General features: G+C 49.3%; 20 protein-coding genes. 8 read left to right on the forward strand and 12 right to left on the reverse strand.

Features of this window, described 5'->3' with window-relative positions:
- Window positions 1-143 precede the first annotated feature (143 nt).
- The 3 genes from E2F51_RS06695 (at window position 144) to E2F51_RS06705 (ending at window position 2,789) form a co-directional block, all read left to right on the forward strand.
- Window positions 144-1,556, forward strand: a complete 1,413-nt coding sequence (locus tag E2F51_RS06695; protein ID WP_134823059.1) for a hypothetical protein — start codon at window positions 144-146, stop codon at window positions 1,554-1,556.
- A gap of 224 nt (window positions 1,557-1,780) precedes the next feature.
- Entirely contained in the window at window positions 1,781-2,182 is a 402-nt protein-coding gene (locus tag E2F51_RS06700; protein ID WP_134823060.1) for a hypothetical protein, read from the forward strand.
- A 232-nt stretch (window positions 2,183-2,414) separates the two neighbouring features.
- Window positions 2,415-2,789 (forward strand): VOC family protein, encoded by a 375-nt coding sequence (locus E2F51_RS06705; RefSeq protein WP_134824831.1) that lies wholly within the window; start codon window positions 2,415-2,417, stop codon window positions 2,787-2,789.
- A 567-nt stretch (window positions 2,790-3,356) separates the two neighbouring features.
- Here the strand turns inward: E2F51_RS06705 and E2F51_RS06715 are convergent.
- Window positions 3,357-4,205 (reverse strand): hypothetical protein, encoded by an 849-nt coding sequence (locus E2F51_RS06715; protein ID WP_167738388.1) that lies wholly within the window; start codon window positions 4,203-4,205, stop codon window positions 3,357-3,359.
- A 498-nt stretch (window positions 4,206-4,703) separates the two neighbouring features.
- Here E2F51_RS06715 and E2F51_RS06720 point away from each other — a divergent pair, with 498 nt between their 5' ends.
- The 4 genes from E2F51_RS06720 (at window position 4,704) to E2F51_RS06735 (ending at window position 10,163) form a co-directional block, all read left to right on the forward strand.
- The gene (locus E2F51_RS06720) at window positions 4,704-5,501 is read left to right on the forward strand and encodes a fimbrial protein (RefSeq protein WP_134823062.1); all 798 of its coding nucleotides are present in this window, start codon (window positions 4,704-4,706) and stop codon (window positions 5,499-5,501) included.
- Window positions 5,502-5,678: 177 nt separating this feature from the next.
- The gene (locus tag E2F51_RS06725; protein ID WP_134823063.1) at window positions 5,679-6,182 is read left to right on the forward strand and encodes a CS1 type fimbrial major subunit; all 504 of its coding nucleotides are present in this window, start codon (window positions 5,679-5,681) and stop codon (window positions 6,180-6,182) included.
- 75 nt (window positions 6,183-6,257) lie between these two features.
- The gene (locus E2F51_RS06730) at window positions 6,258-8,993 is read left to right on the forward strand and encodes a TcfC E-set like domain-containing protein (protein ID WP_134823064.1); all 2,736 of its coding nucleotides are present in this window, start codon (window positions 6,258-6,260) and stop codon (window positions 8,991-8,993) included.
- 12 nt (window positions 8,994-9,005) lie between these two features.
- On the forward strand, window positions 9,006-10,163 hold the full coding sequence (locus tag E2F51_RS06735; protein WP_134823065.1) for a CfaE/CblD family pilus tip adhesin: 1,158 nt from the start codon (window positions 9,006-9,008) through the stop codon (window positions 10,161-10,163).
- A 41-nt stretch (window positions 10,164-10,204) separates the two neighbouring features.
- Here the strand turns inward: E2F51_RS06735 and E2F51_RS06740 are convergent, their stop codons facing one another.
- Together E2F51_RS06740 and E2F51_RS06745 are read right to left on the reverse strand one after the other, a co-directional pair.
- Window positions 10,205-10,798, reverse strand: a complete 594-nt coding sequence (locus tag E2F51_RS06740; protein ID WP_134823066.1) for a LuxR family transcriptional regulator — start codon at window positions 10,796-10,798, stop codon at window positions 10,205-10,207.
- Between the two features lie 168 nt (window positions 10,799-10,966).
- Complete coding sequence (locus tag E2F51_RS06745; RefSeq protein ID WP_167738389.1) at window positions 10,967-11,407, reverse strand: GNAT family N-acetyltransferase; 441 nt, start codon at window positions 11,405-11,407, stop codon at window positions 10,967-10,969.
- A gap of 245 nt (window positions 11,408-11,652) precedes the next feature.
- Between E2F51_RS06745 and E2F51_RS06750 the strand changes: the two genes are divergently transcribed.
- Entirely contained in the window at window positions 11,653-12,009 is a 357-nt protein-coding gene (locus E2F51_RS06750; protein ID WP_134823067.1) for a DUF4440 domain-containing protein, read from the forward strand.
- A 408-nt stretch (window positions 12,010-12,417) separates the two neighbouring features.
- Here the strand turns inward: E2F51_RS06750 and E2F51_RS06755 are convergent, their stop codons facing one another.
- The 9 genes from E2F51_RS06755 to E2F51_RS06795 form a co-directional block, all read right to left on the reverse strand.
- A complete protein-coding gene (locus E2F51_RS06755; protein WP_134823068.1) occupies window positions 12,418-12,627 on the reverse strand; it encodes a hypothetical protein in 210 nt (69 codons plus the stop codon).
- A gap of 392 nt (window positions 12,628-13,019) precedes the next feature.
- Window positions 13,020-13,475 (reverse strand): type VI secretion system tube protein Hcp, encoded by a 456-nt coding sequence (locus tag E2F51_RS06760; protein ID WP_134823069.1) that lies wholly within the window; start codon window positions 13,473-13,475, stop codon window positions 13,020-13,022.
- A gap of 20 nt (window positions 13,476-13,495) precedes the next feature.
- On the reverse strand, window positions 13,496-13,948 hold the full coding sequence (locus E2F51_RS06765) for a DUF943 family protein (RefSeq protein ID WP_242600520.1): 453 nt from the start codon (window positions 13,946-13,948) through the stop codon (window positions 13,496-13,498).
- Entirely contained in the window at window positions 13,945-14,085 is a 141-nt protein-coding gene (locus E2F51_RS24285) for a DUF3289 family protein (RefSeq protein ID WP_134823070.1), read from the reverse strand. Before E2F51_RS24285 ends, E2F51_RS06765 begins: the two co-directional genes overlap by 4 nt.
- Window positions 14,086-14,088: 3 nt before the next feature.
- Entirely contained in the window at window positions 14,089-14,541 is a 453-nt protein-coding gene (locus tag E2F51_RS06775; RefSeq protein WP_134823071.1) for a DUF943 family protein, read from the reverse strand.
- Window positions 14,541-15,383, reverse strand: coding sequence for a DUF3289 family protein (locus E2F51_RS06780; protein WP_134823072.1), 843 nt, complete (start codon window positions 15,381-15,383; stop codon window positions 14,541-14,543). Before E2F51_RS06780 ends, E2F51_RS06775 begins: the two co-directional genes overlap by 1 nt.
- A 404-nt stretch (window positions 15,384-15,787) precedes the next feature.
- On the reverse strand, window positions 15,788-16,903 hold the full coding sequence (locus E2F51_RS06785; RefSeq protein WP_134823073.1) for a mandelate racemase/muconate lactonizing enzyme family protein: 1,116 nt from the start codon (window positions 16,901-16,903) through the stop codon (window positions 15,788-15,790).
- 43 nt (window positions 16,904-16,946) lie between these two features.
- Window positions 16,947-17,720 (reverse strand): GntR family transcriptional regulator, encoded by a 774-nt coding sequence (locus E2F51_RS06790; RefSeq protein WP_134823074.1) that lies wholly within the window; start codon window positions 17,718-17,720, stop codon window positions 16,947-16,949.
- A gap of 14 nt (window positions 17,721-17,734) precedes the next feature.
- The gene (locus E2F51_RS06795; RefSeq protein WP_134823075.1) at window positions 17,735-19,111 is read right to left on the reverse strand and encodes a dihydroorotase family protein; all 1,377 of its coding nucleotides are present in this window, start codon (window positions 19,109-19,111) and stop codon (window positions 17,735-17,737) included.
- Between the last annotated feature and the right edge of the window lie 12 nt (window positions 19,112-19,123).

A 19,123-nucleotide genomic window follows, 5' to 3' on the forward strand; every position in this document is an offset into this window, starting at 1 on the left:
GCATTGGGGCTGGGGCTGATGTCGGGTTAGTGTCAGGCGCGGTAATAGCTTACCCCATGCTGTGTTTTGCATATCAACTAAGCCTAACGATCCACTTCCTGGTGCCGATACCAACATTTCTTACTCGATATGAAGGAACATATATGTACAGCGTACGCCCCTCAATGTGTCCACTTTTTTTTCTGTCTCTGCTGCCGTTTTCTTTCGTTCAAGCTGCTGATAAGCCGGCATTGACAGGTGGTGACACTAACCCCTTTTCCGTAACCAGAATCCACGATCGCGTGAATTACATGGTCTCGCTAAACTTCAGTAATGGAAAAACAGCCCAGCAGTGGCGATCCATTGATTGTAAAAAGGGCACGGCACAGCTTCTGTACAAAGATTTATTGAATGAGAAGGGGTTTACTCAAGCCCGCTTTTATGGAAACAGCTACCTTCGCTATGCGCCTGCACAGGATGACAGCAAGATGACGGCTGATGATATCCGGATGGTTTGCCAGTTACCGATAAAAGACACGCGCTGGGAAAAGTTATCAGCGACAGATACAGTCGGTATTACCGAGCTTATCGATGTCAACAGCATCAAGCGCATTGACGATATTTTATCGGTAAGTATGGGGTATGACTTTGCGGATATCATCTGGGAACCGCCCTATGACGCGCCGCTTGAATTAAAGATTGAGCGTTATTTGTATAACTGTAAAACGCATCAGGGAAACGCAGTAGCATTGATGAACTTTGACAGCGAGGGTCGCGTTACGGACTCACTCATTACTGCTGATATCGTTCGCCGTAAGAATGACTTCACCATTGACACGCATAAAGCACAACGCTTTGAGCAGCTCTGCCAGTGGCCAGCAGGAAAAACGTTTAAAGCTGAAGGTCACTTTGTCCCCGCCGCTAATAAGCCAGCATCAACGCTTATGGGGCCTTCAATGCCCGAACTGAGTAATAATAATCCACAGTGGCTTAGTAAATTCCCCCTCTCAGCTGCAATTGAGCATCAGGCGCAATTACTGATCAAACCGTGGGCCCTTCCGCGCTTTAAACAGGTTCGTTATACACAAGTAAGCGCGCAAGGTAAGATCAAAGTACAGCTGGATGCACAAACGGATGGCTATATACGGAAGCTTGAAGACTATGGCATATGGACGGTGCAACGCTTAACGCTTGCTAATCAGCTACAGCTGAAGTTCACCATGTCCATAAGTAATGGTGCCTCACTGCTCAACAAGTTGCAGACGGATATACGTTTCCCGTTAGTGGCTGGTCAACGATATCAGGCGCAATGGGACGATATTGATTCCGATAAGAAAGTCACTTCTTCATCGTTACGTTGCGAGGTGACGGGACAGGGTGACGCACATGGAATTGCACCTCAGTTTAGTGGGAAATATCTGTTAGTTGAGTGTCATGAAACTCACGAAGGGCAACCGGGAAGCAGTGACAAGCTAGCCTGGCTGCAAGATCTTAACATTTTTGTCCCGGTCGCTATGCAATTAGGTGATAAACCTGAAAGCTCAGTGACGCTGGAAGATGTTAGTGTGACGCGTTAATAAGAAAACAGGCTCGCCGCTTTATTCGGTGAGTCTGCTCGTTGATTAATATGTGGGTGTGTAAATAATGCAATCGCCGCAATGAAATCAATTTCTAATGCCCGTTCCTTGCTCACAACGGACCTTTCCTAACCAGAGGTCCGCTGTGTGCCAAAAGCAGACGTTGCCAAGGTCCGTCTGAATAGGTTCAAATACCATATTACCAATGGACATGGATTATTAGCATGAAAATACGATTATTAATACTCATGCAGCTCATCACCTCCCAGTCGTGGGGACGTCAGCAAACCCCGAGGGAACAAGCGAAACAAATGGCTGAAGCAGCATGTCTATTTCAATACGAGGTCGTCAACTCCCGCTTTACTCTGGGTTTTTCTGAGGAAAAAGCCATCCAAACATCGACTATAATACTGACTAATTATCTGGAGAAGAATAAAAAGATAGCAGGTGATAAATTTCTCTCGTCGATTAGAAGAAATACAATTGTAAAATTACGGGAATTGGAAGCAAATAAAGAGGCAGTGCAGCAACTAAAATCTCCGCCATTAGATTTTAAAGATAAATTTTTATCTTCCTGCAATGAAATGAAAACGGGGCAGTTGGAAGCGATGCATGTTTTTGACTAAATGCAGCATTCATATAGGTATGATATGCGTTTTTGAGGCTCTTTCGTGTTTGTTACTTCCGCACCTCGCTAGGGTTGACATCATGCTCAACGAGGCTGTCCGCTTGGTGCCAGCAGCGGACATTTTGTAAGCTCTCCTGGACAAGTTGAAAATATGATCACGTGTAAACTCGAACTGAATTTTAACGCTCAAGTAAAAAGGTTCTGCGAGGAACATCCGATTGTTTACTCATATGCGTATTGCCAAACCCGTCTCCAATCTTGAACGATCTTTTCTGATGTACAGTCAGGGACTGGATTTACAAAAAATTGCTGAATTCAATGATCATGACGGTTTCAATGGACTGATGTTAGGACGGAAGGGTTTAGACTGGCATATAGAATTCACCTTTTGCCTTAGTCATTCCATTCAACCTTTGCAAACTGAGGAGGATTTACTCGTTCTTTATTACTCAGATGAAAATGCGTGGTTAGATGCCTGTGCCAGGATGATAGAAGCCGGGTTCAAAATGACGAATTCGTTTAACCCTTACTGGGATGTCAATGGAAGGACATTTGTTGACCCAGATGGATACAGGGTGGTTATTCAAAATAAGGCATGGGCATAATTTCAATTATTATTGCCAGTTAACTGGCCGTCTTGCTGCAAGCCTGACGGTCTGCTCCTCGCTCAAAGCTGCCTTTCAACATGGTCAAGCTCACACAGCCATGGAGTACAAAAAATCACCTTAACGTACAACAATTTTCGATATCCAAACTGACTCAAATGTAATCGAAGATATCGGCCCAGGCCGGATCCCGGATTTTATATATGCGTTTTCCGATCCGTTCTTTTTTCAGCGAACTGAAGAACGATTCCGCCACCGCCAGATACAATCAGCCCTGCCAGGTGGGGATATAGGTAATGTCGGTAAACCAGACCTGATTGGCCCGGGCGACATTGAGTATCCGACATATCGTCATCACGCCCCATACAGTGCGGTGCTTACTGATAAAGCGCTACTTCAGTCTGGCTCCCTTGCAAAGTACCGCCCAGCCTTTTTCAGGGTATCCAGTTCTTGGGTGCGTTTTAGCTGCGCCCGTAGTTTCAGGGTCTCGCTTTTGACTTCAAGTAAATCCCGGGCATACTTGTGCCCAGACGCGCCTGCTGTGCTCAAACTAAAGGGCAGTATCGTCTACCGGCGCGCGGGCAAACCACTCAATCCATACTCGACCATCGCCATGTAAACCGCAAAGTAGTTCAGCGCCATTTGCATAAAGGTCGGGTGCAGGATGATAGTGTTGTTCGCTGTATCGAGCGTCAGTAAATTGCCAACCTCTGCGGCTTGCAGGCATCGTCTAATGTGCGAACGTGACACACCACACTTGAGCGAGGCTTTCAGGTAGTTGTACTCGATCACCACCGTCTGCTGTTTGATGCTCTCGATATAGAGATCCATCAACAGCATGTGCCCGGCATCTCTGAAAACGAACGCCTTACAATCCGGCACCATCTCGAAGAGATATACCTGATTGAGGGTGATTTCGGAATATTTTTGGAAATAACTGGCGGTGAAGTTTTCCATTTTCAAACATCCGGATACATCGAACTCCGGATAAAGCATCCCATAGGGGATCATCATGGTATTAATTAACGCACGGGTTTCATCAAGGGCTTTTGACGTTACCTGATAGTTTAACTTTCGTTTATCCAGCGGATCCTTTTTGACGTCCATACGACCGCCTACCCGGATAAAAAGCAGAAAAGAATCAATCGTGTTGTCACTGATTAACCCCGTTTTCTTACAAAAATTTTTCACCTGGCGAAGCGTCGGCTTTTCTGTCGTGTAGAAATACGCAATGAGGGCAGAACCGATAATAAAACGGTTTGCTTTAAAAATAACCTTAAAATAGAGTGGCTTAGTCAGATAAAGTCTAAACAGTAGCTTGCAGTGCTTCTGCATGACTGCCTCAATGTTTTTGTGGGACTTAATTACTTCTGCACGGAGAAAAATTAATTCGGTGAGTTTTTGTTTTCTTTTCATATTGCTGCTTACTTTACCTGGTTCCATAATGCAAATAAAAAAATACCGCCACTCTTTCTTTAGATTTTATTTATAACCCGTTGAGAAATGGTCCATCTTGCTATATAGAGGCGGTTAGTTTTTAACTATTCTTGTTAAAATCAGTAAGGGTCTTTATTGCCCTTCTGAGGATAATCCTAACACTAAAGCGGCCGTATAGCATAATACCTGATTTTATTTTGACCGGTTAAAATATTTTCAAAAGCCAATGACTTGCTTTTGGCTTGGATGTTTTAGTTAGCTACTTCAATGATTTATATGGTTTTTTCTGCAATAAGAATCCTTTCCCATTTCTCTTAAAAAATTAACCACAAAAATGGACAGTGACATAACAAAGCCTGTGTGAGAATTTTCTTATCGCCAAGTTAAACCCGTGAGTTCAGATGTCCAGGTTAACAGGATTTCTCTCAGGAGGGGGAATTACCGGCACGTTTTTTATGGATTTCATAAGGATTTATCATGGAAGAGTCACGTCATCAGCCCCTGCGTTACGGCAATTCTTTTGCGTTGTTTTGTAAAAAGAAGTTCGCCAGGCTACCGTTTTTATCACTGATATTAATGACTTTTTTTTCCGTGCCTGCTGCATTGGCAAATATGAGCGTTTATCCCATGGAGGTTACGCTTAATAGTCAGGGAGCAGCGCAGGTACAAACCCTGTCGCAAAGCGGCGAGGCGCAGTTTATTAAAGTCAGCATTAAGCGAATAGATCGCCCTGCTACACAATTTGAAAAAGAAACATTGATTGAAGATGCGGTTTCACGCTCGCTGATTGCGACCCCGGATAAATTCGCTCTGGCATCGGGCTCGCAACGCATCATTCGTCTTATTTCTTTACAACCTCCGGAGAAAGAGACCGCCTGGCGTGTTTACTTCGAGGCCGTCGGTGCGCCGGAGGAATTGAAAGATAACACCGGCCAGGAGAATAAAATCAGTAACCAGCTGGGCATCAATTTAGTCTGGGGCGTGCTGGTTCATATACCGCCGCAACACGCGGTATTATCACTGATCCCATTATCGTCGGGCGAGGTTAAAAACAATGGCACGGTGCGCATAGCGATCCGCGAAGTCGCTTTCTGCTTGCAAAAAAATAGCAGCAGCAGCTGCCAGTGGAAACAGGAACACGCCACGATATATCCGGATGAAACATTGCGGTTCAAAGCATGGGCGCCAGATGAAATAAAAACTGCACAGGAAATCAGAATTAAATATGTTGATCAGAAAACGAGAAGTATGAACGAATACGTTCTCGGGAAATAATCAATTTATTCTAAAAGAATAACAATCCGTTTGTTATGAAGCAGTTCATTGTCAATAATACGGTCATGGATGCTCGTCATTCTTCAAGCCGCAGGCGCGTTGATTATATTGAGTCACCTTCCTGCAGCTCGAATTATTTAGCGTTATGACCATTACATGGATTTTCATGGAGCTAAAATGCAAAAATTAATCAAACCACTCTTCATCGCTGCTGCGTTAACGGCTGCATTTAATGCACAGGCTGTGCAGAAAGATATCACTGTTAATGCCAACGTTGATTCGACGGTAGATATGACTCAGGCAGACGGCACTGCGCTGCCGGCAACCATTAATATGCAATATATTCCTGGCCGTGGTTTATCTACTTATTCACTGGATACCAAAATCTGGTCGAATTCTTCTACCGCCAATATCAACGTGGCGCTGGTGAGTACTGCCCAGTTAAACGAAACCGTAACCGGTACCGCCGTTCCGTTGAAAGTCACGTTGGGTGCAGATCTGAAACCGATCACCACCACGGCGACCTCCCTGACTTACGCATCCCTGTTTCCGGCAGGCACTGAGAACGGCTCTTCCGTTCTGCCATTGAAAATCTCCCCGGCAACCGTAGCGCCTCTGGCCACCGGCACCTATTCCGGCGTGGTTAGCCTGTTGATTACACAGGCAACAACGTCGAGCTGATTTGCCGGAGTTGATTGATCGATTATTTCGGGGGCAGTTCGCCCCCTTGTTATTCTTTTTCAGCAGGACGCTGTAATGAAGGTCATTTTCCGGATCGTTACAATCGCCTCTTTCATTACCCTGATCCCCTTTCTTTCAGCCCGTGCCGCCACCCAGGCTCCGCCTGGTTTTGAATCGCTGGTCACCGGCCAGACGCTGTGGGTCAATCTTTCTATTTACGGGCAATCGCTCGGACTTTTTGAAGCCTCCGTTAACCTCGATACCGTCACTTTCCTCAAACCGGAAGACGTCGCGCAGGCGGTGATGGCGCATTATCAAAAGAGTCCTCAGCAGCAAGCGCTGCTGGATCATCTGATCGGCAAGCCTATGGCACGTAACGGGAATCTGGCGTGCAGCAGTAACGGCGGCGTGAGCGGGTGTGACTATCTGGAAACAGATTCGGTTGCGCTTATCTATGATGAAAATAATGGCAAAGTCGCGCTGTTCCTCGGCCCTGAGTTTGTGCCGCTTGCCGCAACCAGGAACTCGCCGTACTACGAACAGACCGCAGAAACGGAAGCGGCGTTTATACATCAGCAGAATATAAATTTCGTTACTAATAACGATGACCAGACGTTATCCGTACAGGGCGCAGGCGCGATCGGGTTGACGGAAAATAGTTATGCCGGTATTGACTGGGACTATCTGGCACAGAAATATCGCCAGCAAAATCATCAAGATGTGCATTTTAACAATGTGTTCCTGCGCCGCGACGTTGGCAAACGCTACTACGTTCAGGCGGGGCGCATGGACTCCCGGGATATTTTCAGCAACGCAGGCGGAAATATTACCCTCAGCCAGTTGCCGCTCAGCACCATCGAAGGTATGCGTGTCGGTTCCACGCTCGCCTGGATAAACAACTCACAGGCCGCGCAGGGCACGCCGGTGACGGTATTTATCACCCGCCCGTCGCGTATTGATGCCTATCGCGATCGGCAGTTACTCGGCACCTTTTACCTGAATGCGGGGACACAGAACCTCGATACCACCGCGTTCCCTAACGGCAGCTACACCGTGACGTTGCGTGTTTACGAAGATAATCAGCTATCGCGCACCGAGCAGGTGCCTTTTAGCCGTACGGGCAATGTCACCAGCCAGAACATCGAATGGTTTGTGCAGGGCGGCGCCATTCCTGACCACGAGGTACAGGGCAACGGTGCAGAATCAAAAAACGGTGCCGATCGCCGCGTGATGCAGGCGGGGATCAAAGTGCCGCTCACCCGTGAAGCCGCGTTCACAGGCGGTGTGGCCGCGACCAACCGCCACCATTTTGTCGAAAGCGCACTCGACTGGAGTCACGGATTCGATAACCCGCTGCTCGACGGCATTCTCACCACCCGCTTCAGCTACCTGAAGGGCAGCGAAGGCTCTCGCGGCAACATTCAGCAGGCCACTTATAACGACGGTTTTTCCCTCAGCTTTTACCGCAGCGCACTGTATGCGCAGGATTGTTACAGCAACAACGGTGGCCAATACGGTTTCAGCGGCTGCTATCAGAGCAGCAGCCTGATGTTCAGCGTGCCGGTGAAAAGCTGGTACGTGAACGCCGGTTACAGCGCCAGTAAAAATGAAGGCCGCAACGTGATCCCGGCCCAGCTCGATGATAACGACGTGGTGCCGGTGTGGACACGCCGCAGCAGCTATAACAAAACGCAGACTACCACCTGGCAGGCCGGGCTGGGGCGCGGTTTCAGCGTCGGCGGCATCAACATCAATACCAGCGCCAACCTTTTTACGCGTACCAGCAGCACCGGCATGAAGCGCGATAACGGCGGATTTCTGTCCGTTTCACTTTCGCGGGTCAGCACGCCGACGATTAATGCGCGCTCGAATTACAGCTCGGTGGGCATGACTTATCAGACTGACCGCAGCAGTAAAGATCAGGTTGGCTATAACGTCGCGCAAAACTGGTATTTCGATGCGCAGAATCAGCAGGAAATCGGCGTGAATCTCAACGGGAATCAGGACAATACGCTGAATGCGTCGGTTTACGGGAAAACCAGCGGCGAGTACGGCAGCGGCAGTCTGGCGTTCAGTTCAGCCTCTTCGGGTGCGTCGGGGCAGCATGTAAGCAGTAGCGGCAGCTACAACTCCTCATTGGCGGTGGCGAAATCCGGTCTGTACTGGGGAAAATGGGGCAACGGCCTGCCTGGTGCTGCCATCGGGCTGAACGTCGCGAGCACCGATGAAAGCCGGGATACCCGAGTGGATGTCTCCGTTGACGGCGCGGGCAGCGCAAGTCTGCGCGGTACCGGCCGTACGTTGTTCAGCGTGCCGGCGTATACGCAAAGTCATATCAGCATCAATGATTCCATCGAATCCACCGCCGGTATGCGCAGTGAAATCACGCAGGGTGCCGGACGCCGGACGCTTTTTATCGCGCCGGGACGGATGCTGGTCAGCAAGGTGAATATCGTCTCGCGCTACACCTATCTCGGCAGGCTGATGGTCAATCCGCAAACGCCGCTGGAAGGCGCGACGCCGATAAATGTCACCAGCTGGTCGGGATTAGGACAGGGCGGATTCACGGCGGAAACCGATCACCGCATGAAGAATTTATATATGGCGCGTGGGAGGCAGATGTACCGCTGCGAACTGAAGGTGAAAAGCACGCATGACGTCGTGCGTTATGTCGGCGACAGCGAATGTAAAACGGTTGAACTTGCGTCGGTGCCGCAGGACGTTCAGCAGCGAGCAAAAATGCTGATCGCTACCCGCCGCACGGATGAAGGTCCTCTTGCGCGGGCAGCGTTTTCTTCGCAGAAACAATAATAGGGATTTTGTATGAAAAGTAGACTTCTTGCCAGTCTGGCGCTGATATGCCTGATGGCCGGCGCACAGGCGGCTTCACTCACGCCGACAGGACGCAATACCAGCGTCGCCGTGTCCTTCGACCGGATGTCCGTACCGGCGCAGTTGCCCATCTGGACCAACGAAAACGGCGGTTATGACACCAACGACGCACCAAAATGGGGGCGGAACACGCTGGTGTGCCAGTCACGAACCAACAATCAGTACGGTGCCTGCCTGACGTTTCCGGTCTGGCTGGAAGCCTCCCCCGCGCCGTATCCCGTGCCGGTCTTGTTTACAGAAAGCACCACTAAACAGACGCTGGTGCTCAATGTCTATATGACCAAACGTCGATCGCTAAATAATGTGGTCGTGGCAACCAATCTCGTTCCGCTGAATGCCTTTGGTGGAGAGGTTACGCCGAGGGGCGACGGTACGGATTATTCAGCGTATGTACCTTCGTCGGAGCTGAGTAAATTTCCCGCCGCCGGAACCTGGAGCGGAACGCTGAAAATGTCGCTGATGCAATGGCCCGTAACCTGTACCGGGAATTCGCAGAACGTGAACGTGGGCTGTACCAACGTGATCAAACTGGGTGACTGGATCGCCAGCATGACCTTTAAGGTGACGGATTACGGTAATCAGCAGATCTATCTGCCGGAGTTTGGCAATGCGGCGGCGAATGTGGAGCTCGGGCTGAAAATTTTCCCCGGCGCACGCGCCACCACCACGGTAAGCGGCAGCCGCTCGCTGGATATGTGCCTTTATGATGGCAATAATTCGGACAGCAACCGCGTAAGCCTGATATTTCAGGACGAAGGTTCTGCCGCGCCCTCCAGAGCCACGGGGTTGTTTTCGTTATATCTCATTGGCGGCAATAAAAATCTGGCACAAGATCGTCTGGATTATTCGATAGAGGTTATTAATCCGCTGACCAAAGCGCGGCAGGCAGTGCAAAACGGCACCGAGGTCATCTGGAGCGGTACCAATAAAGGCGTATTACGGCGCGTCGTTTTACCGGGACAGCGAAATTCCGTGCTGTGCGTTCCCGCTCCGATGGAGTTGATTACGCCCTCTTTCACTTTGTCGTCAAAAACGGCGGGGCGATATCGCGGTACTCTGAGGGTTATTTATACCCCGACCACGCAATAATCCCCTGAAAGACTTATTTCCTGATAAATAAAATTGTTGAATTAAAAATCATAGATAAGACGCTTATACAGATGAAGACTGTTTTTGAGGTTAAGTTTTTTAACCACATTCGCCTGATGACTGTAGAGCGTTTTTTTGTTTTCACCGGTTATTTTAGCCACACCTTCAATCGAACCTTGGGTGAATAAAGAACACAGGAAACTGAATTCGCATTTTGTTAAATCATTACTCATCACGGATGAGGAAAATGACAGGCCGTTTTTGTGAAGTATCAACACCTCCGCAAGTTTAATAGAAATTATGTCTGTGGAGGATTTTTTATCGATAAAAAAGTCGGCTTTGATGCCGTGCTCGCTATAGTTAAAAATATTTCTCTCGAAATCTGAGAAGAAAATCAGCGTTGTGTTTCGGTTGGTTTTAAGTCGTGTCAGATAATCGATGTAAGTCAGCGCTGTGCGGAAATTTGCAGGTAAATCAAAAATAATCAACGGCGACAAAATGGGTTTACTTTTCTGATCATTAAGCCTGTTTTTTACTTCACCAATATCGCTACAACAGCATAACAGTGATTCACCGATTAACGCAGTCATGCCCTGCTGGTGATAGTAGGACTGATCCAAATAAATAGCATCCATTTTTTAATTTCCGATGAGATTCCCCTTATCCTCCGAATAATATCGGTTTCACGTTAAAAGTTAACTGTCCATTTTTGGTGCTAAGTTTGTCTGCTACGTCGAAGAGACCTGTTACCGGTCTCGGTCCGCTCTGTGCCAGGAGCGGACCTTGATAGAAGTTGAATTGGTTTACATACCGCGACGTTTTTCTAATTTGATATCAGTGCCGTTAATAGTTGTTTCATTGCCCCAGCCCAGTTGCATGTAGAATTTCGCCGCGCGACTATTTTTATCGGTTTCCAGCCAGGCAATCTCATGATGTTTGAATAATTCCTGCTCAGCTAGCACAACAAGCCTGCGACCTACGCCTCTGCCTTCATATTCCGGGAGAATAAAGGCCGCAAAAAGACAACCTTCATCCGGCAAAATCATTGTAAAACCAATGATTTTGTCGTTTTCAGTCGCAACCCATGCGCAATGATTCTTCTCAATCATATCGGCCACGACGCTTTCGGTAATCCCCATCTGACGCATTTCTTCACGACTAAGATGATTTTCGGTTACCGATGTTCTCACGTCGAACATACCATCAATATCAGAAAGTTGAGCTGTTCTTACATTGATACTCATGAGTCTTACTCCCTGTTTTATAATAAATTTTGCTAATGATATCTGCCATTATCTTTAGAGAACCATAGGGATTTGAGCTCCAAGGCTGCTAATTATATCCGCTGTTCGCTCATAGATGCCCTTTGGTATTGTCGTGGGTAGTCCTGTGCCAAAAGCGTAGGTTACCCCTCGGGGCCATTAAAGATTAGCCTTGGGATGTTATGATAAATTCATTCAACTGTCAGGGTTCAATTAGGGTGAGCAGAATGCTCCTGGAAAAGCTAAAAGCACTTGAATGCAGTCTTCACGGTGCCCGGAGGAATGATCGGAAATGGCTTGAACAGATTTTGCATCCGGAATTTCGGGAAATTACACGGTCAGGCGTAATAGTTGACCGCGCGGAGACGATAGCATCTCTGACTGCCGAATTAAGTCCTACGATCATTCTTAGCAGTGATTTCCGGCTGATCAGCATGGGAGAGTACTGCGCCATTCTGCACTACAAGACGTACAATTCGGACGGCAGCCGAGCATCCCTGCGCTCTTCCTGCTGGATGTATTCTGACAGGGAGCGATGGGAGCTGGCATTCCATCAGGGAACACCAGCGGCAGGTGCGGTATAAGTTTGGCAATGACATAGTAAAAAAGCCTACCCACCCGGTGGGTATCTCTTACAGGCACGAAAAGCCAATGTCCGTCCCTCGTTCATAGCGGAACCAGAGAATGTAAATAAACTCTAAATGAAATAATAATAAAATATTTTTTGATTTTTATGATTGCGAGAACGTCATACACTCCTCCGCTAGAATATTTATATGAAATAGCTAACCCATTATAAAAAACAAGGGATTTATATTATAATAAATACACAGTGACTTAAAATTTCACCTAAAAATTTTTATTAACATCATTGTAATTACAAACCGAAGGGCTTGTTTCACTAAAGAAAGTGAAATGAGCGTACAAGCCAATGCTAGTCCATTTTGTGCGGTACCATCTTCCATGGTTTTTTATTAAAAATTCAGCGTGGATCAGTTATTAAGATAACCTTCCCTAACGTTACGAATGAAACCTTGCATCTTCAACCGACTACTCTCATCCTCTTCTTTTTCTACTTTTTTGACCACGTTCTGGAACACCTTTCCTGCATCCACCACACCAAGTCTATTCATGATTTCCGCCAGAAAAATTACCGTCATTTTATCCCGGCATTGTTGTTCAAAATCCACTTGTAAAGCCATGTATACCTCTCTCAACACACTTATTAAAGGACTTAATTATACAGGAGAGACCTAACTAAGTTGAGCCTATTATGTGTTTCAACCCATAAACAGACCGGATAGATGAAAATTCGAGCGCATCAAGGGTACTCGCGGGGATTAATGAGGTAATCATATTAATTGGACAGATGTAATCCAGATTGATTAGGACAAATGCTTAATGTTCATTTTCTAAAAAAACGTTCGTTTTTCGCTCTAAGCGGACCTTCATCGCTGAAAGCCCCTGCGCATCAATAAACACCTCTTAGTAGCTATCAAACACAACTGCCCACCCCACCGCCTGGGAACAGATCGAAGAGTGGAGAACTGGCCATGGCCTCCATCACGTCTGCCTGGAAGGTTTCTCCTTCTGGTCAAAAAGCCGAGGTGTTATTTTTTATATCCCAGCCTGCCCTGGCTTCGGCGCCTTTACCGCCGGAGGCACTCTGCTCCCAGTACTGCACTTTTACCGTCTCGGCCTGAAAAGCATATTGCATCCGGGCTTTGTCACCGCCGTCACTGAAAGAAACTCCGGCAATAAAAACGTTCTCCAGCGTGATGCGATAATATTCCAGTGCGGTACCGCCAGCCTTGCAGGCCGAGAGCTGTACTTTGCTAATTTTATGGCCATTCGATGCGTGCAGAAACATCGCCGGGGTGGATTTATCCATTGACGCCTGGGCAATCAGATTGAGATGGTTGGCGCCTCCCTTACCGGCCTGAACCCGGTTTACGCCCCAGCTGTAAGAGGGGATATCGGTCCAGCCCTTGTGGTCAGCGTCCTGAGACTCGCCATTGATGTTGTCGACCTTGATAAACAAATTACTCATTCCCTGAACCCTCTTCTGAGCTAATCCTTGCTGACTTCGGTGATTTTTCCATCTTGCGTCATAAGATACGCATTCCCGTGGCGTCTGAACTGCGTGTCGCCATTGCGGGTGCGATAAATCAGCATGAGGATATCTTTATCGATGCAGTTTTTAGGTGGTTTCATGTCAGCGAAGCATAACCTGTCCTCCCGGCCTAATTCCTGATACCCCTCACCAAAACCAAAGATCGTTATGTATCTTGGTCCCCCGGCATCGCTGGGGAGTATTTTATACTTTGAGTAAATAGCGGATTTATTTTTCATCCACCAGTCAATACTGGCGGAGGTTGAAACCGGAAGACGATCAACAAGGATTTCTGCATGAGTGGTATTTTGATGTGCATCGATCACTTTTACGCTTCGGAAATCTAGATAGATATATACGCCTGTGGCAGTCAGCACTAACAACAATATACTTATCATTAACTTTTTCACTTAACGGCTCCATCAATATCTGTTGTCGCTTCTATATGGGTGATAAAGAGACGAAATCTAAATGGGCTAGAACGTTGCAGGACAAACCCGATCCTCAAAAACTGCAACTGATGAAATTTTGGCTTACTGATGTCCAAAAGCTAATCCTTGCTGACTTCGGTGATTTTTCCATCTTGCGTCATAAGATAAGTATTCCCGTGGCGTCTGAACTGCGTGTCGCCATCTCGGGTGCGACTGACCTGCATGAGAATGCCTTTATCGATGCAGTTTTGAGGTGGTTTCATATCAGCGAAACATAGCCGGTCCTCTTGGCCTAATTCCTGATACCCCTCACCAAAAGCAAAGAATGTTATAGATTCTGGCCAACCGGCATTGCTGGGGAGTATTTTATACTTTGAGTAAATAGCGGATTTATTTTTCAACCACCAATCAATACTGGTCGAAGTGGATATGGGTAGATGATTTACAATTATCACCGCCGAATACGGTGTAAGATGGACATCAATGACCTTGACTTCCCGGCTATTTAAATAAAAATAGACTCCTGATGCCATAAACACCAACACGGCCAATATGATTAACAGTCTTTTCATTAACTGTTCCCTTGTATTTCGATAGTGGCTTCCATATTTGTCATAAATGGACTGAATCCAAACCGGTTAAATCTCTGTAAAACGAACCAGATCCTGAAGAAATGGAATTGATGAAATTTCTGTTTATGAATGTCTTCAACGTCAAGACCAAAATGGTCCTGAGCAGTATAGATGAGTTGTGCTCGCCACTCACCACGGTTGACCTTGAGGCTTTTTATATCAATTCGTGTCGCATGGATATCATGCACAGTAATACTTAACCCATTAATTTTATCCATTACCAATGAGTTGAATTTAGGTAATATCTTCTTGCCTACCTGATCAGAGAGATAAGCTATCTTTGACTGCGGGAATCCTTTATCAACATAATTCACATATTTGTTTATTACGGCTGTTATTTCTAATCGGGTACTGTCATCGGAATCATCATTAAGGATCTGCTCGCGATATCCCCTGTCCAGCTGCAAATCTCGGAACGGTGCGCCGTTCGCCGTTTGCATATGGCTGAACATTTGATTGATCAGATTTCTATAGGGACCATAAACGGAAAAAGGCAGCGATGTGACCTGAAGTTCATCAAACAGCAGTCTCGCACACTCCTCGACACTGACTTTCCCCGCTCTTTTATCGCCATAGACGCCGGCAAAGCGCGATTGCGGGTTATTGAAGGCCGTCAGTCGTGTCAGCGTGTAAGGGTCAACGACGTTAGAGAGGGTGCTGAGGGCAAACTCGTCTTTCAGCCGTGATTCGGTAATGTCGCCGCAACGCATATCATCGGTGCCGTAATCGTCGAATGATCGCTGCGTGGAGAAGATAGTCTGCGGGAAACGGGCCATCGTCATCTGCGTTACTCCTTGTAACGGGAAATCCCTATTTTATTCAGACAGGCTTTTTATCAGGGGCGAATAACGAAACTTTACGTCAGATTAATCATGCAGAAAAGTGATAAACCTACAAAACAGCAAGTTTATTTTTAGGCTGTTGGCAGAAGGCGTTAATAGATTTGCTAATCTTAACTTATATCCCCCCCTTCATCATTAAGCAAATCCGTATTTCCGTGGCATCCCTGTTACCATTCTAAATTACTGCTTCGATTAACCGGCATCGGGATAGTCTTTATTATTCTATTCTCAGATTGGTTTTTATTTAAATGAAAAAAGCCGCGATCAAGCGGCTTGAGGTAAAAAAAGGTCGTGCCCAATTGCCTGCAAGTAAACCCGTCCGATGAAACCAGGCCAGTCCGCCGTTAATCACGCACCAAAAACTTCTCGATAATGTCTTCGCGCGGCTCGACGCCCAAGCCAGGCTCTGACGGCAGCCAGGCGTAACCGTCTTCAATGCGCACCGGGTTCTTCGCCAGCGAGCGGCTGATTTCACCCGGCTCAACGCAATATTCCATCACCAGCGCATTCTCGATGGCGCAGAGGAAATGCAGCGAGGCGGCGGTGTTGATGTCGGTGGTGAAGTTATGGTTACACACCTTGCGGCCCCGGCTGTGGGCATAGTTGGCGATTTCAATCGCCTGGGTAAAGCCGGTGCGGGTCAGGTCGATCTGCACGATATCAATGCCGCCTTCATCAATCAGACGCTGGAAGCCGCTGACCGAACACTCCTGCTCGCCGGCCGCAATATGCTGCGTACAGGCGGCGGAAACCTGGCCGTAACCGGCAAAGTTATCCGGGTGCAGCGGCTCCTCAATCCAGAACAGGTTGAACGGATCGAAACGTTCGGCACGACGAAGGGTGGTTTTGGCATCCCATGCATGGCCGACGTCGAGCATCAGGTCGACATCGTCGCCAATTGCGTGGCGAAGTGCGTCGAGATAGCGCATATCCAACGCTTCATTTTCACCAAAGGGTTCCCAGCCAAATTTCACGCCGGTGTGGCCGGTATCCACCGCATGGCGGGCGCGGGCTACGGTGTCATCAATGCTGTACTGGAACATATTGGAAGAATAGACGCGCATTTTGTCGCGCATCGCGCCGCCCAGCAAATCGACAATCGGTTTATCCAGCGCCTTGCCTTTGATATCCCACAGCGCGATATCAATGCCGGCCATCGCCTGAATCACCGCACCGTTACGGCCGTAATAGATGGTCGCTTTGTGCATCTTGGTCCACAGACGCCTGGTGTCCAGCGGGTTCTCGCCAATCAGCAGCGACTTCAGGCCGGTGACCATGGTGTGGGAATACGGCGCATCAATAATCGCTTTGGTCACGTACGGGCTGCCGTCCACTTCGCCCCAGCCGACATAACCGGCATCGGTGGAGATTTTGATCAGCAGCGCATCCTGCGAACTGTCGGTGCGCTTTTCAATGTTCGGCAGCCGTAAGTAAAAGGCTTCTACGTCGGTAATTTTCATCAAGTCGGTTTCCTGGTGGCAAAATAGTGAAGCAAAGGCGGCGTTACTCTGCCTGAGAAAGCAATTTGCGGCGTTCCGCAATGATTTTTTCGTAATCCACGTCCAGCGACTGCACGCGAATATGTTGTTCAATTTCGTCTGCCATTTTGCGGATATCGCCTTCGGCAAACACATCCACCAGACGCTGATGCTCCTCGATAATCGCCGCCATCGATTTGCCCATGGTCGACAGGCCGAAAATCACCGTCAGCTGGCGGGCGATGGACTCCCACAGGTTGCTCAGCACCGGGTTCATCGCAAAGCTGCACAGCGTGCGGTGAAAAGCGGTATCGGCGGAGGCAAAACCGTACACGTCCTCGCGCTGCTGCATCAGCACCAGCTCCTCCACGCTCTGATTGAGAATGCGGATCTCGCGGGGGCCGTTGCGCCCCGCTTCAATCGCCCGGCGGCAGGCCAGCGTTTCCAGCGGAATGCGCACGTCGATAATCTGCTCCAGCCGCTGATGTGAAATCTCCATCAGGCGGATGCCTTTATACGGCTCGCTGGAGACAATCCCCTGGCTTTCCAGAATGCGCAGCGCCTCGCGGATCGGCACCCGGCTCATGCCCAGACGGGTCACCAGGTCCGGCTCGGACACCCGGTCGCCCGGCAGTAATAATCCCCGCGAGGCGGCCGAAAGAATGGCCTCCACCGCGTGATCCACTAAGGTACGTGGCCTGGCGGGTGCCCAGCTGTCGTCAATATTCTCTTCGTCGAGCAAAGGCGCGTTGACCTGTTTTCCCGTTTTACGCGCGGGGGTCGCGGATTTTGCGGCCATAGCACTGTCCTGAATTAATGGGTACGGGTCTGGAACTGGCCGAAACCGGGTTCCACCTGCATTTCACCCTCGCTGAAGACCGTCACGCCACGGATTAACGTGCGGACCACCTTGCCCTGGCAGGTCATGCCTTCAAAGGCGCTCCACTTGCCGAGGCCCTGGAAGTTCGCTCCTTCCACCGTCCAGCTGGAAGCCGGATCGTAAAAGGCCAGGTCAGCATCAAAGCCCAGCGCGATAGCGCCCTTCTGTGGATAAAGATGGAAGGCTTTTGCCGGGCCGGTGGCGGTCATGCGGGCGATGTCCTGCAACGACACGCCGCGCTTAAGGTGCCCTTCGCTAAAGAACATCGGGCCCAGCGTTTCCACACCGGTCAGGCCCATGCCGGCATCCCAGATGGTCTCCAGCCCGGCCTGCTTCTGTTCCGGGGTATACGGACAGTGATCGGAAGCCAGCACGTCAATTTCGCCACTTTGCAGCACCTGCCACAGCGCATCCCCCACCGGACGCGGGCGGATGGGCGGCCCGCAGCGGGCGTTGGGACCGATGCGCACCAGATCTTCTTCATCCAGCATTAAGTAGTGCGGGCAGGTTTCGAAGGTCGCGCGGACGGCCGGGCGGGAATCGGCAATCAGCTGCGCGGCCCTGGCCGAACTGACATGGACGATATGCGCCCGTGCGCCGGTGGCTTTGGCAATCTGCAACACGCGACCAACCGCTTCAATCTCGGCGATTTCCGGGCCGGCCAGCGCGTGGGCGCGGGTATCTTTGCGTCCGGCCTGGCGCAGTTCGCTGCCTGCGCCGATCAGAATGTCGTGGTTCTCGGCATGGACGCCAATCAGGCCATCAAAGGTTTTCAGTTCGCGCATCGCGCGCAGCAGTCCGTCGTCGTTCAGACGCGGTAGCCCTTTCTCATCGGTCGCCTCACCGTTCACCGCGCCGCTGCACAGAAAGGCCTTAAAGGCCACGGCACCGAGCGCATCCAGCTCCGCCAGCTGGCTGACGTTGTTGCCGTCCAGCCCGGCCCACATGGCGAAATCCACCGAGCAGCTGCGGGCCAGCATCTCGCGTTTGGAGATGAAGTTTTTGGTTGTGGTCGCCGGCGGCAGCGAGTGCGGCATTTCGACAATGGTGGTCACGCCGTGCGCAGCGGCACCGCGCGTCCCTTCCCGCAGTTCCTGCTCGGGGAAGTCGTGCGAACCGGTGAAATGGGTGTGCACATCAATCGCGCCCGGCAGGATCACCAGCCCGGCGGCATCAATAATCTCGTCGGCCTGCGGCAGCGTGGTGCCGCGCGCGAGGATCCCGGCGATTTTGCCCTGGTCGATCAGCAGATCGGCCTGCACTTCGCCGCTTTCCAGTACCACCAGGCCATTAATAATCAACGTCTTCATGCCGTTTCTCCT

Origin of the sequence: Erwinia sp. QL-Z3, assembly GCF_004551645.1 — a bacterium.
GTDB lineage: Bacteria > Pseudomonadota > Gammaproteobacteria > Enterobacterales > Enterobacteriaceae > Erwinia > Erwinia billingiae.

Coding starts and splice junctions, on each gene's coding strand:
- E2F51_RS06695 (WP_134823059.1), top strand. CDS start 144: ATGTACAGCGTACGCCCCTCAATGTGTCCACTTTTTTTTCTGTCTCTG.
- E2F51_RS06700 (WP_134823060.1), top strand. CDS start 1,781: ATGAAAATACGATTATTAATACTCATGCAGCTCATCACCTCCCAGTCG.
- E2F51_RS06705 (WP_134824831.1), top strand. CDS start 2,415: ATGCGTATTGCCAAACCCGTCTCCAATCTTGAACGATCTTTTCTGATG.
- E2F51_RS06715 (WP_167738388.1), bottom strand. CDS start 4,205: ATGAAAAGAAAACAAAAACTCACCGAATTAATTTTTCTCCGTGCAGAA.
- E2F51_RS06720 (WP_134823062.1), top strand. CDS start 4,704: ATGGAAGAGTCACGTCATCAGCCCCTGCGTTACGGCAATTCTTTTGCG.
- E2F51_RS06725 (WP_134823063.1), top strand. CDS start 5,679: ATGCAAAAATTAATCAAACCACTCTTCATCGCTGCTGCGTTAACGGCT.
- E2F51_RS06730 (WP_134823064.1), top strand. CDS start 6,258: ATGAAGGTCATTTTCCGGATCGTTACAATCGCCTCTTTCATTACCCTG.
- E2F51_RS06735 (WP_134823065.1), top strand. CDS start 9,006: ATGAAAAGTAGACTTCTTGCCAGTCTGGCGCTGATATGCCTGATGGCC.
- E2F51_RS06740 (WP_134823066.1), bottom strand. CDS start 10,798: ATGGATGCTATTTATTTGGATCAGTCCTACTATCACCAGCAGGGCATG.
- E2F51_RS06745 (WP_167738389.1), bottom strand. CDS start 11,407: ATGAGTATCAATGTAAGAACAGCTCAACTTTCTGATATTGATGGTATG.
- E2F51_RS06750 (WP_134823067.1), top strand. CDS start 11,653: ATGCTCCTGGAAAAGCTAAAAGCACTTGAATGCAGTCTTCACGGTGCC.
- E2F51_RS06755 (WP_134823068.1), bottom strand. CDS start 12,627: ATGGCTTTACAAGTGGATTTTGAACAACAATGCCGGGATAAAATGACG.
- E2F51_RS06760 (WP_134823069.1), bottom strand. CDS start 13,475: ATGAGTAATTTGTTTATCAAGGTCGACAACATCAATGGCGAGTCTCAG.
- E2F51_RS06775 (WP_134823071.1), bottom strand. CDS start 14,541: ATGAAAAGACTGTTAATCATATTGGCCGTGTTGGTGTTTATGGCATCA.
- E2F51_RS06780 (WP_134823072.1), bottom strand. CDS start 15,383: ATGACGATGGCCCGTTTCCCGCAGACTATCTTCTCCACGCAGCGATCA.
- E2F51_RS06785 (WP_134823073.1), bottom strand. CDS start 16,903: ATGAAAATTACCGACGTAGAAGCCTTTTACTTACGGCTGCCGAACATT.
- E2F51_RS06790 (WP_134823074.1), bottom strand. CDS start 17,720: ATGGCCGCAAAATCCGCGACCCCCGCGCGTAAAACGGGAAAACAGGTC.
- E2F51_RS06795 (WP_134823075.1), bottom strand. CDS start 19,111: ATGAAGACGTTGATTATTAATGGCCTGGTGGTACTGGAAAGCGGCGAA.